The sequence below is a fragment of the Paraglaciecola sp. genome (genome assembly GCF_039964565.1).
Taxonomy (GTDB): domain Bacteria; phylum Pseudomonadota; class Gammaproteobacteria; order Enterobacterales; family Alteromonadaceae; genus Paraglaciecola.
Genome location: NZ_JBDVXF010000032.1, coordinates 47,748 through 62,795 on the forward strand (window position 1 = coordinate 47,748; position 15,048 = coordinate 62,795).

Sequence of the window (15,048 nt, forward strand, 5' to 3'; positions counted from 1 at the left end):
GTGAGGGTAGACTCCATACTCATTCTTTATTTGGAAACCATTATGGGTATGTTTAAGTGGGGTTGGTTTGTGTTGTTATTGAACATTATTAATGTTCAAGCTAACGAGAATTTTGCTGAAGTGACACTCGCAGGCTCGCAAATACGAACCCTAAAGTCACAAATAGTTAATCAAGAATATCAACTTTTGATTACCACACCATCAGGTTATGGGCAGACAGATAAAACCTATCCAGTCATATATTTTCTCGATGCCCAATGGGATTTTCCTTTGATGGTGTCTACCTACGGGCAGTCTTATTACGATGGTTTTGTCCCAGAAGCTATTTTAGTGGGTATTCAATGGGGCGGAGAAAATCCCAACCCTGAAGTGTTACGAGCGAGAGATTTCACGCCAAGTAATATGGCGCAAGTCCCCAATTCTGGAGGAGCTGAAAAGTTTTTGGGATTTATTAAGCAAGAACTTATTCCGTTTATTGGCAGTGAATACCGCACTAATGGTAATCGTGTCTTGATGGGGAGCTCTTACGGTGGTTTATTTACACTCTATGCTATGTTTAATCAGCCTAATTTATTTAACGGTTATATTCCCACCGCGTCTGCGTCAGGCTGGGATAATAATTTATTGTATTCCTATGCTAAGACGTTCTCTGATAAAAAGTTGTCAAGGCCAATCACGCTTTATTCAGCAATAGGTGAGTTTGATGGCTTAATGCCAGCATTTGATGACCTTGTTGGTTTTTTTGAAAAGCAAAATTTCAAAGATGTGTCTTTTAAGTTTGAACGTTTACCGGGTCTAGGGCATGCAAGTGTAAAAGGCGCAGCTAATACCTGGGGGTTACATTATGTTTTCGCTAAGCCTCGAATTCCCCTAAGTGAGGCTGAACTTTTGACCTTTATTGGACAGTACCGCGGCAATACCTCAAATACGCTAATCCAAGTCTTGTCAGAGCAAGGGCAATTGCAGTTGCAAATAAATGGCAAAAAGCATCCACTTTTTGCCAGTTCAAAACAAAGTTTCTATCAACAAGGTGAGTTATTACAAGCCACGTTTGATTCTGCAGTGAAGCCGCAAACACTGACCGTCAATCGTTTTATGAGTGTTGAACATTTTTCACGAATAGCAAAATAATCAGAAGTGACACTATGAAGTAGCACTTTTTCAATGGCAGGTTACATATTATCTTGTCTAATGCGAGGCTAGGGTGTTGCTTTGTAAAGTTTATGTATAGGTCAAAAATCTCAATAAAAAAAGCGTTATGCTGCATAGTTAGTTGTGGGTGACATAGGGCTTATAGGCGCTGTTGCAACCCATTTTACACTAAGAGTCTAGGGTTTGATTTTCAAACATCTCTCTCACTTTGGAATTCCATCATGCTTCTGCGTTTTAACTTATTATTTGTAGTTTTATCTTTTTGCTTAATCGCTTGTTCAAGTGCACCAGAGTACGACAAAGGGGAGCCTAATCGATTCAGTACCGATATTCATTCTAACGGTGCAAAACGTTTTGTATTGTCAATGACATATCTAACCAATAAACCTAAGGGTGAACGAGGAAAAAGCAAACGAAGCGGTAATAAAGGAGACGGCGAACGTTCAGGTAGAGGGAAAGGTGGGCGCGGACAATCAGGCCAAAAACGAGAAGGCACGCAAGAGAGTACGCCTCAAATTGGTGTATATATTTCAGACGAAGACAAACGCCAAGCCATTATTACTTTGCTAGAAGAAAAACTTGCTGAAACTAAATATTGTCGGCTTGGCTACATCGAATTAGATTTTTCGCAATCGTCTGAATTAACCGAAATAACGGGGGAGTGTGTTGAAAGTGCTTCAGAGCATGATAAACAACAATGGAAATAACAGTTTTCGATAACAGTGAATCAAAGTGAGACGCTCAAAGTCGGTGATTGTTAGTAAGAACAAAAGCAGGGGAAAAGCGTAACAGGTAAATGAGGCAACCCAAGATTAGGATGCCTCCGCAATCTATTAATCGTTGCTATGCAAACTAGCGTTTAGACCGCCCCATTTAGATGAGTCTGCTACTACTGCTTCTACCACGCCTGATTGACTGTTACGGCGGAATAAAAGGCTGTTCATACCCGATAATTGGCGAGCTGCGACAACTTCACCGTCTGGGGTTGTGACTTTAGTTCCCGCAGTCACGTACAACCCAGCTTCCACAATGCAATCATCGCCAAGGGAAATCCCTATGCCGGCATTAGCGCCAACCATGCTGTTTTTACCAATCGCATTGATAGACTTACCACCACCGGATAACGTCCCCATAGTAGAGGCGCCACCACCAATGTCAGAACCATCACCGACTACTACACCTTGTGATATGCGTCCTTCAACCATGGAGCTACCTAAAGTGCCTGCATTGAAATTCACAAAACCTTCGTGCATCACAGTTGTACCAGGCGCTAAGTGAGCCCCCATACGAACCCGATCAGCATCACCAATTCGTACACCTTCAGGAATTACGTAATCGACCATTCTTGGGAACTTGTCGATAGAAGTGACGGCTAAGTGATGGTGTTCTGCGGCTATTAGTTCTCTTAATTCTTCCACCTTATTGGGTAATACTGGGCCCGCTGAGGTCCAAGCGACATTGGTTAATAAGCCAAACACACCTTCAAGGTTGATATTGTTAGGCAATACCGCACATTCTGATAACAAATGTAGACGTAAATACGCGTCTTCAGCAGATTGAGGGACGGCATCAATATCCAGACTAATCTCTACAAACTCGCCTTTAATCAAGCCAACTTTACTGGCTAAGCAATGACGCTCAATTTTTTTATTACTACGAGGAAACCATACATCTAAGGTTTTGCCACTTTCGACATCAATATATCGGTGACCATTGCGGGTAATTGTCATTATTAGGTCCTAAAAAAGAGAATATGAATATATCGGGATTATCGCGTGAATTGGATTTGTTCGCAGCCAGTATTTGTTTATAGGTTATGCCATATACCCATACTGGCGCGAAATCGGTATTTCTAAAGGTTGCGTTATAATAATATTTTAGGTTTGTTATGTGGGTTCCCCAGTTCAGTAATTTGCTGACTTGTAGGAAAATCATGTAAGTCTAACTCAATACCTCTGGAATTCGGATTGGCGCTGGTTTTATCAAAAAAACAGAAGGTTAAAATTTGCTGAAATGTATTGGTGTGCCACAAATAGCATCGGTCAAAACCACTATGCATAAGCGCGTAATCTTGTTCACCTTTCACCCATTTTGAGCTTTTAGAAATGTTACGCTTTTGAAAATATTCTAAGGCTAATGGATGTATCTGATCGTTACTCTGTAGTCTTTTAATAAAACGTTCGAATTGTACTTCTCCATTTTTTTGCCCACTGAAATCATAGGCTTGCTGCATGGTCATAGGTGAGCCAAATTTTTCAATCGCGGCACGTAGACTCTGCTCCCTTATGGGGACTATGCTTAAATAGGCATCTTGCAAGAAATAGGTGGCAGTAACTTGTTTAATAAATCCATTATGTTTATCGAAGTACAACTCCACTTTTTGCTCTAGGCGAGAATCTTCATAAGGCTGATAAAAACTAAATTTTATCTTATCGCTGCGGGTACCTCCGCGAATTCGACCCAGCTGTCCACCTTGCTCTTCTAGATTGATGGCTTGTTGCAATACGTTGTCGCCAATTTTAATCCCCTTAATTTCAAGTAAAACATCAGGGGTTTGAGTAACATTATGCATTGCCAAAGTACTGGTTTTATTAAAGCGTTCAAGACCGCGCAATGTTTCATAAGGGTGAGTTTGGGTTGGTAATTCGGCCCAAACTAGCGGCGTTGCCAAAACTGCTACCAATCCACTTATTAACGCAAAACGTTTACCCACAATTACACTCCTAATTGATTTAACTAATATAACTAAGCATACCACTGCGAAAGACATAACGATCAAGTTTGGGTTATCTAACCTAAAGCAACAATTATACGTAAGCACTTACATTTTTTAGCTTTTTAAGATTATATATTTTGCTAATGTATACCACGTATCCTTAATCTATATGGAATTGTGTGACTTAATGGCTCACTTTTATCGTTACTTTTTTTTATTGACTTGCTTTGGAATTTTAGCGACTTCGGCTAACGCGAAAATTTCTGGCCTTTTTTCGCAGCAGCAGATTGATGTGAGTTTTAATATCGGTCAACCGGTTTTAATCGCTGACCTGCTACCTCAGGAAGGCAAAGAGCTAGTTGTAGTTGGCATAGATGACCAACAACAGCGGATGTTAGTGATTTATGCGTTTGATACTCACAGCGATAGCTATATCACAAAGGACTCTATTCAAATTGGTTCTAATGTATTTGCCTATGACGTGGGCGAACCTCTACTGGATGGATTGCAACGATTATATCTTTTAGACAAAAACAACGTATATCGATATGTGCCAGCGCATTTGTCACAAAAATCTGCATGGGTGCAAGCTGAGTCAGTTGCGTCTATGTATATTGGTGATAAACCTGACGCGTTTCAAAAAATGGACTTTGTAAAACACATAAATAACGACAGCCTTGACGACATAATTTTGCCACACTTTGAACACCTGAATTTATGGTTATCTGACTGCTGCGGCGCGAGGCACCCACAAACATTACCAATAGCCGCACGGATTGAAATGGAAGAAAGTGGGGTGGGGTACCATGATCAAAAACTGTATTTTCAAGATATGAATACAGACGGAAAAATGGACCTGGTAACAGTTGAGCAAGGACAACTCAATGTGTTCGTACAACAAGATGATATGCGGTTTTCCGATATTGCCACCAAGATAGCAATTAACAATAACATTTATGCCTTGGATTGGTGGGATATCAAAGCTGCAAATGGACAGAAAATGGACCAAAGCAATATTCAACACCGAGTGGTGAGAAAAATTGAGGACTTGAACGCTGATGGTAATCCCGATATCGCGGTTCAGTTTACCAAAAGCTCTGGGGTTTTAGATAAAATAATCGACTTTGAGTTTTATTACTCAGTGTTAGACAAAGGAAAGTTAAGCTATCCCAATATCGCTGATTCCACTGTGACTTCAACCGAAACTTTGTCTGATTTGGTTGTATTCGACTCAGATTTGGATGGTAAAAAGGAAGTGTCGGTCTCATCTTTTGATATCGGAATTTCACAAATTATAGGGGCGTTGTTATCCGGTAGTATTGACCAAGATGTGTTAATTTTTTCAATGGACGAAACAGGACAATTTAGTAAAAAACCTATTGTAAGCCAAGAAGTAAAGATGACCTTTAGTTTATCCTCTGGGGCACAGGGGCAGCCTTTAGTGAAAATGATAGATATCAACGGTGATGCGGTTAAAGATATAGTGTATTCAGATAGCGATGATAGGATTCGAGTGTTGTTTGCTACCCCCGACAGCAAAAAGCCCTATGCAAAACGCTCCCAAAAACAAAAGATAGCCATGCCTAAAAACCCTTTCGATGCTGCTACTGGCGATATTAATGGTGACGGCAAAACAGACATAGTGTTACATCACGGATCCGCAGATAGCCCAGAACTCTTAAAAAGGTTTATTGTATTAATGGCGAACTAGTGGTTGATAAAAAGGCTGCAACTAGCAGCCTTTTACCGAGGACCAAGGTACCGCAGATGTTTATTTATCTAGCATATCAGATGCTGTAGACAATTCTGTCAACATACGTTCAAAGGCCTGCCACTTTTGAGCTTCGTTGCGACTTTGTTTAGTCACGTAATTCGAAACGATGTCTTTGCCTAAATTATAATTGAGTACATAAGCGCGATACTGCTCGATGAAACGTACGCTTTGTTCGGCTTTTTCTCTAGACACTAAAGCATATTTGCGTCGTTGCTCTATAGCTTGCTCGCGGCTGATTGTTCCATTCAAATACAGTTGTGCAGTGGCAGTAATACCATGGGACAATTGAGCCGTTAAGGTATTGAGTTTTTCTAAAGTTTCGGCGGTATCAGGATCTAAACCAGCAAGAGGAAATAAAACCTCCTGCTCGTACTGTACTTTTTGAGTACCGGGGAAAGCTAAATCTACTCCATAATTGGCACTGCCTTCAGCAATTAGAGCGTAGGGGCTAAACAGCGGGAATATTGAAAATTCAACCCACCCATTTTTGTTGAGCAAGTTATTTTCAATCAGTACATTCCAAACATGATGACCAGGGTAACCTTCATGACAACCTAGGCCTATGGCGCGGTCGATTTGCATGGGAAAGTCCTGATTAATTTGCATTAAACTTTTGTTATCGCCTTGATACCAATTATACCCAGACCAACTTTTTCCCGTGACGTACTCCAAATCGAAACGTTCATTTTCAGGTAAAGAGATGTAGTGATCAGAGCGCCTTTTGCATTCAGCAATTGCCCGATTTACGACAGCAGTCACTTTTTCTTCAGTAATAATAAAGCGTTTGCGAAACCCATCGACTCTTGCGGCTAAATCGCCTTCTCCCGGAACAAGTTTGTCTATTTCTGATAGTGCTTGATCAAACTTCCTAAGGTCATATGAAGGCAGGTTAACGTCGTAAATGAGACGAGCTTCTTCCGCAAAACTGAATGTTTCACCCATTAACATACGGGCACGGACATCCATGGCACGTACGTTGCGAAATAAAGCCTTGTGACGCAATTTCAGTGTTTGATCAGTGATATCCATGGTTTTCAGTTGTTGCAGTAACTCGCTAGTAGCGAGGGCGAGTTGTTGTTTAGAACGCAGTTGCGTCTTAGCTTGTTTTTTCCATTCATCAGGGCCGAGATAGGCATCGACATAATCTTTATCGTATTCACCTAATTCTAATCCCAACTTTACATAGTGTTGTGCAGCCTGATTAAGCTGACTTGTATTGCTGTTAGTCTCGCTGTTATTTGACTTTGAGTCAGACGCTGTACAGCCAAATAAAATGACGGCAAAAGCCAACAATAGAGCGATAGAAAGTTGTCGATTCTGTGTAGTTATCATAAGTGATTGTTGTTCCCTATTGATGTGTAGGCTTTAGCTTATACTATTAGTCCGCGTAGGGTTAGGGTCATAGTGAACCTAGGTTAATGGTTATTTTGATTTTCAGAGGTTTGGCCGCTGTGGTAAACTTTTTAAGCGTGTTAGATATCATTATGCTGAGTAAACTTGATATCATACTATTTGTATTTTAAGGGGTTCAAATTTTGATGATTTGAACGACGTGATAATTCAACCAACAACTGATTCTGTTGGCTTTAGGTTTTAATGAAAATACCAAAAAGATTACAACCACTTGTAGAAGATGGTTTGATAGACGAAGTACTTTATCAGCTTATGAGCGGTAAAGAAGCCACAGTTTATGCGGTGCAATGCGGGTCTGAAATCCGTTGCGCAAAAGTCTATAAAGAGGCGATGAAACGCAGTTTCAAAAAGGCTGCGCAATATCAAGAAGGCCGCAAGGTACGTAATACTCGCCGTGCCCGAGCCATGGAAAAGGGCTCTAAGTTTGGCCGAAAGCAACAAGAAGATGCGTGGCAAAATACCGAAGTCGACGCACTGTTTAAGTTAGCTAAAGCTGGAGTAAGAGTGCCAGAACCTTACGGTTGTTACGAAGGGGTGTTACTAATGGAGTTAGTGACAGACGACGAGGGGGAAGTCGCCCCCAGGCTTAATGATGTATCCATGTCTGCCGAGCAAGCCATTGAAGATCATGCCTTAGTGATGCTGTATGTGATGCGAATGTTGTGTGCGGGACTCGTACATGGCGATTTGTCAGAATTCAATGTATTGGTAGATGACTACGGCCCTGTCATTATTGATTTACCCCAAGTAGTCGATGCCGCTGCAAACAATAACGCCTTTAGCATGCTACAGCGAGACGTTAGAAACATGAATGAGTATTACGGCCAATACGCCCCCGAATTAACAAAAACCTTTTATGCTGAAGAAATGTGGGCTTTATTTGAGGCCGGCGAATTAACCGTTGATACTGAATTAACCGGACAATATTTACAGCCTGAAGAAGATGCAGACGTAGACTCGGTATTGGAAGAAATCAAAGCCGCTTTCGCTGAAGAGCAAGCTCGCCAAGAAAGAGTCAAAGAAGCCAACGAACCGCTCTGATACTAAACTTTACTGACTAATCAGCGCAGTGATTGGTATTACACTCGTTAACGATGGTCAATTATCACCTGTTATCATTCTCGTTAAACTGACCTTAACTTTTAAGTTAAAGTCAGTTGGATGTAGAGGCAATTATGTGATGAAAGTACTGTTTAATATTAGTCGCGGTTACGACCCAGTTTATCGTGACTACTGACCCAATGGCCGCCGATTACGGCACAACCTAATGATATATCACCCGCTAAGACCGTTGCCGCTACAATTTCGGCTAGTTTGTTAGCCTTGCCTTGACCATAACAACCTAACAATTCAAGGCATTCCTTTTGTGTCGGAAGTCCGGTTCCACCGCCATAAGTTGCGACTATTAAAGAGGGCAGGGTGACCGACATATAAATGTCGCCATTGTCTAATAGTTCGTGGGCTAACAATCCCGCATGTGATTCCACTACGTTAGCTTCGTCTTGGCCAGTGGCAATAAACAGGGATGCGATGCCATTGGCAGAATGTGGGCCATTGTACGCAGCACCAGCCATCATGGCCCCGGTATTTGCTAAAACCGTAGCCCTTGCGAGTGTTTTGGTATCTACCTTCATTATTTTTTTAAGAACGGATTTTTTGAGCACCACCTCGGCGATCACTCGTTTGCCTCGGGAATGTAACACGTTCAAATGAGAGTGCTTTTTGTCGGTATCCATATTGCCCGACAGCAAATATTCGCATTCATGAGGATAGTTAGCAGTAATCCACTCGCAGGCAGCCAAGGTGGCCTTGCCGACCATGTTTTGTCCGGCGGCGTCTCCGGTTGTATAGTTAAACCTTAGGTACTTGGTTTTCGAGACTGACCACTGCTGAATATGTTCCAATTGACCTATGCTAGTAGTGACTTCTGCGGCGGCTTTGATTTCGTGGAAATGTTCGGTCACCCAGTGACCAAATTCTCGTGCCTCACGCGCGTCAGCAAAAATAAATGCCGGTGCCCTTTGCATAAATTGTTCTACTACTGTGGTTTTTACACCGCCACATTCATTTATAACGCGCATTCCTCGGCTATAACTAGCGACCAAGGTGCCTTCTGTTGTTGCTAGAGGTACATAAAACAATCCATTAGCATGTTCGCCATTTATTTGAATCGGACCAGCTATGCCCACTGGTAACTGGACGACACCGATAAAATTCTCAACATTGCCGGGTAATTGGCCTGGGTCGACTGAATAGTGCCCAGTGTTATCTAACGTTGCGCCAGTTTTTTCTGTTAAAAACTGTCTCCTTTTTTCGGCCCATTCATGGCTATGATCATTCATTGTGTTACGGGGAATACGGGTAGGATCACTCATTGTTTTATTTCCTTAATTAAATAACGCTTCCTTCATACAGCTTAAGCTCCTTATATTTGTTTGTCAGTATTAAATCTAGACTGACAAGCAAACAAAAAAGCGTGTTTGCGTATGTAAGGCATGTGACTATATGCAGGAGTGAGGCCAAGCTGTAAGCCCATATTTTTTAGGCTTTTTTTCTGCACTGATAGCTAGCATGTGTGTAAATAACTGCACCAAAATATATCCTCCTTGCACTAGCATAGGACCAATCTCAATTTATATTACTAGTCGCTTGGTATAAATTATGAGTTAGCCATATTAAACTAAAATGACAAAATAAGAGGAAAATTTTTAACCAAAATGAGAGTCCAATATGTGTATTAAACGATAGTTTTGAAAGTAAATATGGAAGATGTCTCAACTAAAAACCAAAATGGTAATAGCAATGGGGGCGCTATTATTTGATAAACATCACGGATTGCTGTTGGTCAATCTTGAAGTCAAATTCCCTTAGAAAGTTCATGCCTAATAGCCCATCGGCATTTTCAATGCTTTGCAGTGGTAGCACCACAACAGGTAGGTTTTCCACAGTTGCATGGTTGATAGTTAATTCTCGAAATTGGTAAATTCTTGCCATTATGCTTCCAGCCGCAGTGGCAATGGTGAATCTGCCCAAATAATTAACCTTATATCTATTGCTTAAATTATCAAAATATTGCTTAGATATGGCGGTAATTGATGCCCCAGTATCAATCAACAACGCCACGTGATTGCCGCTTAGTTGTGCGTTGACCACATATTGGTCACCAAATTGTTGCAGTGGGATGGGGTGCCCTAAGTTTGTTTCTAGTTTATTTGAGTCGAGGTTATTGGTTTCGTTTACTTGGGTGTTTTCGGTTTGTGAGGCTTGATGTACCGCTATGATTTGTCTGACTTTTTGAGCGTCTTGGTCATCAAAGTCCAAGGAGGCAAGCGCGTTTTCCATTAAGCTTTCTTGATAAAGTTCAGCGTAAGCTTTTGCAAGGCTTAGAATATATAACCTATTATCTGGCTCTAGTTGTAAAAGTGGCTCCACAAACATCGCTAAAATATCCCAAGAGTAATTACGAGTTAACTGTTCGATGGTGCCAGTGGTTAATTGTTGAATTTGATCTGTAATTTCATTGCGCTGAGCAGCGGTCATCGGCTTCCTTAATAAATCGTAATAATGAGCGATGGCATCACTTAATAAGGTGGTTTCAACATTCACTTTGGCTTCTATCAATAAGAAGTCCATGTCTTGGGGATAGTGTTTTAAATAATCTCGTAAAAATGCCACAAGTTGCAGAAAGTTCTCATTTTTGAGCCACAGATTCGCTTGTGCTAATAACTCGAGGCGCTTTGCAGGGCTTTGTTCTTGTTGTCGTGCTTGATTGTTTGTTTCTGGAAATTGTTCTCGTGATGCAACTTTTAGTTCATTAAAAGTAGGATTAAGTGCAGGATTTTGTTGTAGTTCGGATATTCGCTCTGGTTGTGTTGTGAAATGTTTAGTTTTTGGAGTATTAACATCAATAGGAGCGGAAGTATCAGACAATAAATACACGTTTAAGGTGACAGAAACACCCAGCAATAACAGTAATAAAACGACCCATTTGTTCATATAGTTTCAATCATTAATAACAGGCTGGACGTTAGCGCCATATACTTCGGAAAACTCTTTTGGCATTCGTTTAGGTTTGCCCGAAGACAAGGCTATACATACAAACTCGGTTCGGGCCGTCAATAAGGTAAGTTGGTCGCTACGGCGAATAAATTGAAATTGTCGTGTTAATTTAAGTCTTTTGTCACACTCAATTATCCAAGTGGCGCAATCGATCAGATCATTCATATGTGCAGCAGCTAAATAATTGATTTCGTGGCGACTAATAGCCAGTCCTCTATCTAAGTCTTTATATTGTTCGATGGTTAACCCCAAATGATTGGAGTGTTTCCAAGAAGTGACTTCCAACTGACTGACATAGGCAACGTTATTGGCGTGTTGATAATGATCTATTTGCTGTGGCAAGACTTGCCATTGGCATAAATATGGATTCGGAAGTAGCCAAGACATCAATAATTACACATCGGGTAATGGATTCGGTAGGTTGGGGTTAATTAATTGCTGCATGATCTGGTGTTCTTTGTTTATCACGGGAGTAATAAAGTCGTTTACATTGCCAATGTTTTTAAAAGATTTAAAGCCTTTCTCAAGAAATTCATGTAGCGCTAATACTCCTGCCACTTTTGCCGGTTTGCGAGAGATAAATAATAAACTGGAAATGCCTTTCATTTTTACCACGTCAGCCAAATCGGTTCCTAGGGTGCGGATATAATCAATTTGCTGTTGTCTGGTTGCGTGATTGTTGCAGTTTACATAGGCTGTAGCATAAGTATCACGATTAACCTCAGTACCGACTAATTCTTTGGCGAGGTCAAAGTCCAACTCGAAAGATAACGTATTCAGGTGTAATGCTGAAGCTAAAGACTGCAAAGCACTTTCAGGTAGAAATCTCGACATTTTAGGAATGATTCGGGCGATGTCTTGGTCACGTTGACTAAAATCATTGGGTCCGTAGAGTTCATTAATAAAAAACTCAACAGCTGGTTTAAAACGTTTCTGTTGGTACATGTGTTGATGACTGGTTAATAGGCGTTTGCATTGCCAAGCTTGTACCGCTCTGATGTTTGGCATTAACCCAGCTTTTTCTGCAATTTCTTGCATCGTACTTATGCCATGTAAATGGCGAATAATTTGTTTGGTGCTGTCGCTCATATTTTTAGCTTAGTGTGCCACTATACTATGGCATCCGTCCATCCAGGGTTAGTGTTTCCATTTTTAAGCTGCGATATTTACATTAGTAGGTAAAATAGAAACCTTAGTAACAAAAGACTCACACCTAGATTAGTAGGCATTATCTTTTCATAGCTTGGCGTAATTTATGAGCGAAAACAATAGGTAATAGTTATTACGCAAAATATTACTGTAATTTTCGACTAAAGCTGCATCTGAAGTAGTTTTGCGTATAAAATGCGCCCCACTATGAATGAATCCGTAACCCAAACACCCGAGCAATCATTTTCATCGCTGCCTTTGGCGCAGAGTATTGCGCACAACTATCAAGATCTGATTGACTTGTTCAACGCAACGTTTAGCAAAACTGAAAATACAGTTTTAGTGAAGGGAGCGCATGAGCCTATCTACATTCCAGCCAACGACACGCATCAGAATCATCAGATCGTGTTTGCTCATGGCTACTTTGCTAGCGCGCTCCATGAAATTGCTCACTGGTGTATTGCGGGTAAAAAGAGGCGGTTATTAGAAGACTACGGGTATTGGTATAACCCTGATGGTCGAGATGCAACACAACAAGCTGAATTCGAAAAAGTTGAGGTCAAACCCCAAGCTATCGAGTGGGCATTTTCATGTGCAGCTGGCAAATCATTCAGAGTGAGTACCGATAATTTAAACGGCGCACCAGTGAATATTCAGGGATTTCAAGAGGCTGTGAAACAACAGGTTTTGCGCTATTTGGAACTTGGATTCCCCCCTCGTGCCGCTGAGTTTATAAATGTTTTGCGGCACTTCTATCAAACCCGTGAATTAGATCCAAGGACCTTTGCTGATGAGTCAGTTTAAATCGAGTAGAGTGTTTAAGTTAGGCTTGTTAGTGAATCCCTTTGCTGGAATTGGTGGCGCCTTAGCATTGAAAGGTAGTGACGGAGCCGAAATCCGAGAAAAGGCGCTAGCCATGGGGGCCGAGAAAAAAGCATTAGATAAGGCGCGATTAGCGCTTGAACATATTGTGTCTATAAAAGAACAAGTAACCTTATATGTTGCATCGGGTGACATGGGGGAAACCTTAGCTCGAGAGTTGGGGTTGAGTTACAGTTTGGTATATCAGCCTGCAAATATTCAAACGGAAAGCCAAGACACAGAAGCAACCGCTCAAGCACTGCTTGATGAGCAAGTGGATCTTATATTATTTGCGGGTGGCGATGGGACTGCTCGGAATGTATGTCATGTGATTGGCAATTCAGTTCCTGTGTTAGGTGTACCTGCTGGCTGTAAAATTCACTCAGCGGTTTATGCAGTTACCCCTGGGGCTGCGGGACGAGTGCTAAAACAAGTGGTAATGGGTGAAATTGTCAGTGTCAGTGATGCACAAGTCATGGACATTGACGAAGCTCTATTTAGGCAAGGCAAGGTGAATGCTCAACAATTTGGTGAAATGCAGGTGCCTACTGAATTGAGATATATACAAGCGGTGAAAATGGGGGGAAAAGAGTCAGACGAACTTGTTCTGGCCGACATTGCAGCACATATAATTGAAATCATAGAGGACCACCCACAACACCTATTTGTAATGGGATCGGGTTCAACTGTTGATTTTATTATGCAAGAGATGGGTATCGAAAATACCTTGTTAGGTGTTGATTTAATTAAAAATCAGCAACTGATTGCGAGTGATGTAACTGCCGAGGAGTTATTGAATCTGACCGCCGACCAAAGCTACAAGTTGGTGCTGACGATAATTGGCGGGCAAGGGCATATTATAGGCAGAGGTAATCAGCAATTAAGCCCGAGTTTTCTTAAAAATCTTGGGAAAGAAAACATATTATTAGTCGCGACAAAAAGCAAAATAGATAATTTGTCTGGACGTGCACTGATCGTTGATTCTGGTGATTTGGCTTTGGACCAACAAATGTCGGGGTTAATTAACATTATTACCGGCTACCATGATCAAGTGTTATACCCGATAGACAATTTACATTTTAAGGAACCAGTTTGACATTAGCTAAACAATCACCCAATGAACTAACACTATTCATCAAAAAAACCGAAAAGTACTTAGATCAAGTAGTTGAAAATGGCAGCGATCAAGAATTATTCATCGCGAGTTATTTACAGGGGCATTTTGCTGTTGCCGCTGGGCAAAGCCAAGTGAGAAAAATGACACAAGTGACGCAATTGAATGAATTAATGGAAACCAGTCTAGATGCGGCTTTTGATAACAACGAATTAGACAAAAGTGATCAGAGTCAAGTGTTAAAACTATGGCAAATACTACTTGCAGATTAAGCGAATTAGGCCAAATTAAGGGTAATTAGACTAAGGTATAATTTAAAACGAACAGAAAAAATACTACTATTTTGGATACTGGAGAAACCTTAGTGTCATTAAAATAGGAGCTTGATACGTGAATATTGCTAGCATTTTAGTCAAACACGGCAACGAGCTTTTCAAAGTCGATGCAAAAGACGAGTTTGGAGTGTTTATGCATGTTGATGGATTTAAAATTCACGTGCGTCAATACGATGTCAATCTTGTGACGGGAATGCCCCTTAGAGAATGTTACCCGCTTATCGATAGTTTGCAGAAAGTTTAGAACAAGCGTTATCTAACGTTAAGTACCCGCTGTTTTGCTTATAATAAAGTTATACCACAGTATTGTCTTCAGTTTGTTTTGTTCTCCTTAGCTCTCCTTAATTATGCCGCACCTTATAGCCATTTAATGTGCCGATGCTTTTAGCAAGTTTGTTTTCATTGCTGCTACAAACCAACACCTCAGATTAAAAACCACATTTAAGTGTAAATACTGAAAGCTTAATCTACTGAA

The 15,048-nt window shown here is 40.9% G+C and carries 15 protein-coding genes; 8 read left to right on the forward strand and 7 right to left on the reverse strand.

Features of this window, described 5'->3' with window-relative positions:
- The first annotated feature begins 42 nt into the window (after positions 1-42).
- Positions 43-1,131: an alpha/beta hydrolase-fold protein gene (locus ABJK37_RS14975; RefSeq protein ID WP_348355528.1), complete on the forward strand. Its 1,089-nt coding sequence runs from the start codon at positions 43-45 to the stop codon at positions 1,129-1,131.
- A 242-nt stretch (positions 1,132-1,373) separates the two neighbouring features.
- Positions 1,374-1,859, forward strand: coding sequence for a hypothetical protein (locus tag ABJK37_RS14980; protein WP_348355531.1), 486 nt, complete (start codon positions 1,374-1,376; stop codon positions 1,857-1,859).
- A gap of 126 nt (positions 1,860-1,985) precedes the next feature.
- On the opposite strand, the gene ABJK37_RS14985 is transcribed toward ABJK37_RS14980, so the two are convergent.
- Both ABJK37_RS14985 and ABJK37_RS14990 read right to left on the reverse strand, forming a co-directional pair.
- Complete coding sequence (locus ABJK37_RS14985; protein ID WP_348355534.1) at positions 1,986-2,882, reverse strand: DapH/DapD/GlmU-related protein; 897 nt, start codon at positions 2,880-2,882, stop codon at positions 1,986-1,988.
- A 134-nt stretch (positions 2,883-3,016) separates the two neighbouring features.
- On the reverse strand, positions 3,017-3,865 hold the full coding sequence (locus ABJK37_RS14990) for a hypothetical protein (protein ID WP_348355537.1): 849 nt from the start codon (positions 3,863-3,865) through the stop codon (positions 3,017-3,019).
- Positions 3,866-4,160: 295 nt separating this feature from the next.
- On the opposite strand from ABJK37_RS14990, the gene ABJK37_RS14995 reads away from it, so the two are divergent.
- Entirely contained in the window at positions 4,161-5,579 is a 1,419-nt protein-coding gene (locus ABJK37_RS14995) for a VCBS repeat-containing protein (RefSeq protein WP_348355539.1), read from the forward strand.
- 60 nt (positions 5,580-5,639) lie between these two features.
- Here the strand turns inward: ABJK37_RS14995 and ABJK37_RS15000 are convergent, their stop codons facing one another.
- Positions 5,640-6,974, reverse strand: a complete 1,335-nt coding sequence (locus tag ABJK37_RS15000; protein ID WP_348355542.1) for a hypothetical protein — start codon at positions 6,972-6,974, stop codon at positions 5,640-5,642.
- A gap of 264 nt (positions 6,975-7,238) precedes the next feature.
- Between ABJK37_RS15000 and ABJK37_RS15005 the strand changes: the two genes are divergently transcribed.
- Positions 7,239-8,096 (forward strand): PA4780 family RIO1-like protein kinase, encoded by an 858-nt coding sequence (locus tag ABJK37_RS15005; protein WP_348355545.1) that lies wholly within the window; start codon positions 7,239-7,241, stop codon positions 8,094-8,096.
- A 158-nt stretch (positions 8,097-8,254) separates the two neighbouring features.
- Here ABJK37_RS15005 and ABJK37_RS15010 read toward each other — a convergent pair whose 3' ends face one another.
- From ABJK37_RS15010 to ABJK37_RS15025, 4 genes are all read right to left on the reverse strand, one after another.
- On the reverse strand, positions 8,255-9,430 hold the full coding sequence (locus ABJK37_RS15010; RefSeq protein WP_348355548.1) for a hydroxymethylglutaryl-CoA reductase: 1,176 nt from the start codon (positions 9,428-9,430) through the stop codon (positions 8,255-8,257).
- Positions 9,431-9,869: 439 nt separating this feature from the next.
- Positions 9,870-11,051, reverse strand: coding sequence for a retropepsin-like aspartic protease (locus tag ABJK37_RS15015; RefSeq protein WP_348355551.1), 1,182 nt, complete (start codon positions 11,049-11,051; stop codon positions 9,870-9,872).
- Between the two features lie 6 nt (positions 11,052-11,057).
- Positions 11,058-11,501: a thioesterase family protein gene (locus tag ABJK37_RS15020; RefSeq protein ID WP_348355554.1), complete on the reverse strand. Its 444-nt coding sequence runs from the start codon at positions 11,499-11,501 to the stop codon at positions 11,058-11,060.
- 6 nt (positions 11,502-11,507) lie between these two features.
- Positions 11,508-12,203: a hypothetical protein gene (locus ABJK37_RS15025; RefSeq protein ID WP_348355557.1), complete on the reverse strand. Its 696-nt coding sequence runs from the start codon at positions 12,201-12,203 to the stop codon at positions 11,508-11,510.
- A 267-nt stretch (positions 12,204-12,470) separates the two neighbouring features.
- Here ABJK37_RS15025 and ABJK37_RS15030 point away from each other — a divergent pair, with 267 nt between their 5' ends.
- The 4 genes from ABJK37_RS15030 (at position 12,471) to ABJK37_RS15045 (ending at position 14,817) form a co-directional block, all read left to right on the forward strand.
- On the forward strand, positions 12,471-13,067 hold the full coding sequence (locus tag ABJK37_RS15030) for an elongation factor P hydroxylase (RefSeq protein WP_348355560.1): 597 nt from the start codon (positions 12,471-12,473) through the stop codon (positions 13,065-13,067).
- Positions 13,054-14,220, forward strand: a complete 1,167-nt coding sequence (locus tag ABJK37_RS15035; protein ID WP_348355563.1) for an NAD(+)/NADH kinase — start codon at positions 13,054-13,056, stop codon at positions 14,218-14,220. The genes ABJK37_RS15030 and ABJK37_RS15035 overlap by 14 nt, the downstream gene beginning before the upstream one ends.
- Complete coding sequence (locus ABJK37_RS15040; protein WP_348355566.1) at positions 14,217-14,510, forward strand: YfcL family protein; 294 nt, start codon at positions 14,217-14,219, stop codon at positions 14,508-14,510. Before ABJK37_RS15035 ends, ABJK37_RS15040 begins: the two co-directional genes overlap by 4 nt.
- Positions 14,511-14,628: 118 nt before the next feature.
- Entirely contained in the window at positions 14,629-14,817 is a 189-nt protein-coding gene (locus tag ABJK37_RS15045) for a hypothetical protein (protein WP_348355569.1), read from the forward strand.
- The last annotated feature ends 231 nt before the right edge of the window (positions 14,818-15,048 follow it).

What these genes read in the sequence shown, in the direction of transcription:
- ABJK37_RS14975 (WP_348355528.1), top strand. Translation starts at nt 43, where the DNA reads ATGGGTATGTTTAAGTGGGGTTGGTTTGTGTTGTTATTGAACATTATT.
- ABJK37_RS14980 (WP_348355531.1), top strand. Translation starts at nt 1,374, where the DNA reads ATGCTTCTGCGTTTTAACTTATTATTTGTAGTTTTATCTTTTTGCTTA.
- ABJK37_RS14985 (WP_348355534.1), bottom strand. Translation starts at nt 2,882, where the DNA reads ATGACAATTACCCGCAATGGTCACCGATATATTGATGTCGAAAGTGGC.
- ABJK37_RS15000 (WP_348355542.1), bottom strand. Translation starts at nt 6,974, where the DNA reads ATGATAACTACACAGAATCGACAACTTTCTATCGCTCTATTGTTGGCT.
- ABJK37_RS15005 (WP_348355545.1), top strand. Translation starts at nt 7,239, where the DNA reads ATGAAAATACCAAAAAGATTACAACCACTTGTAGAAGATGGTTTGATA.
- ABJK37_RS15010 (WP_348355548.1), bottom strand. Translation starts at nt 9,430, where the DNA reads ATGAGTGATCCTACCCGTATTCCCCGTAACACAATGAATGATCATAGC.
- ABJK37_RS15015 (WP_348355551.1), bottom strand. Translation starts at nt 11,051, where the DNA reads ATGAACAAATGGGTCGTTTTATTACTGTTATTGCTGGGTGTTTCTGTC.
- ABJK37_RS15020 (WP_348355554.1), bottom strand. Translation starts at nt 11,501, where the DNA reads ATGTCTTGGCTACTTCCGAATCCATATTTATGCCAATGGCAAGTCTTG.
- ABJK37_RS15025 (WP_348355557.1), bottom strand. Translation starts at nt 12,203, where the DNA reads ATGAGCGACAGCACCAAACAAATTATTCGCCATTTACATGGCATAAGT.
- ABJK37_RS15030 (WP_348355560.1), top strand. Translation starts at nt 12,471, where the DNA reads ATGAATGAATCCGTAACCCAAACACCCGAGCAATCATTTTCATCGCTG.
- ABJK37_RS15035 (WP_348355563.1), top strand. Translation starts at nt 13,054, where the DNA reads ATGAGTCAGTTTAAATCGAGTAGAGTGTTTAAGTTAGGCTTGTTAGTG.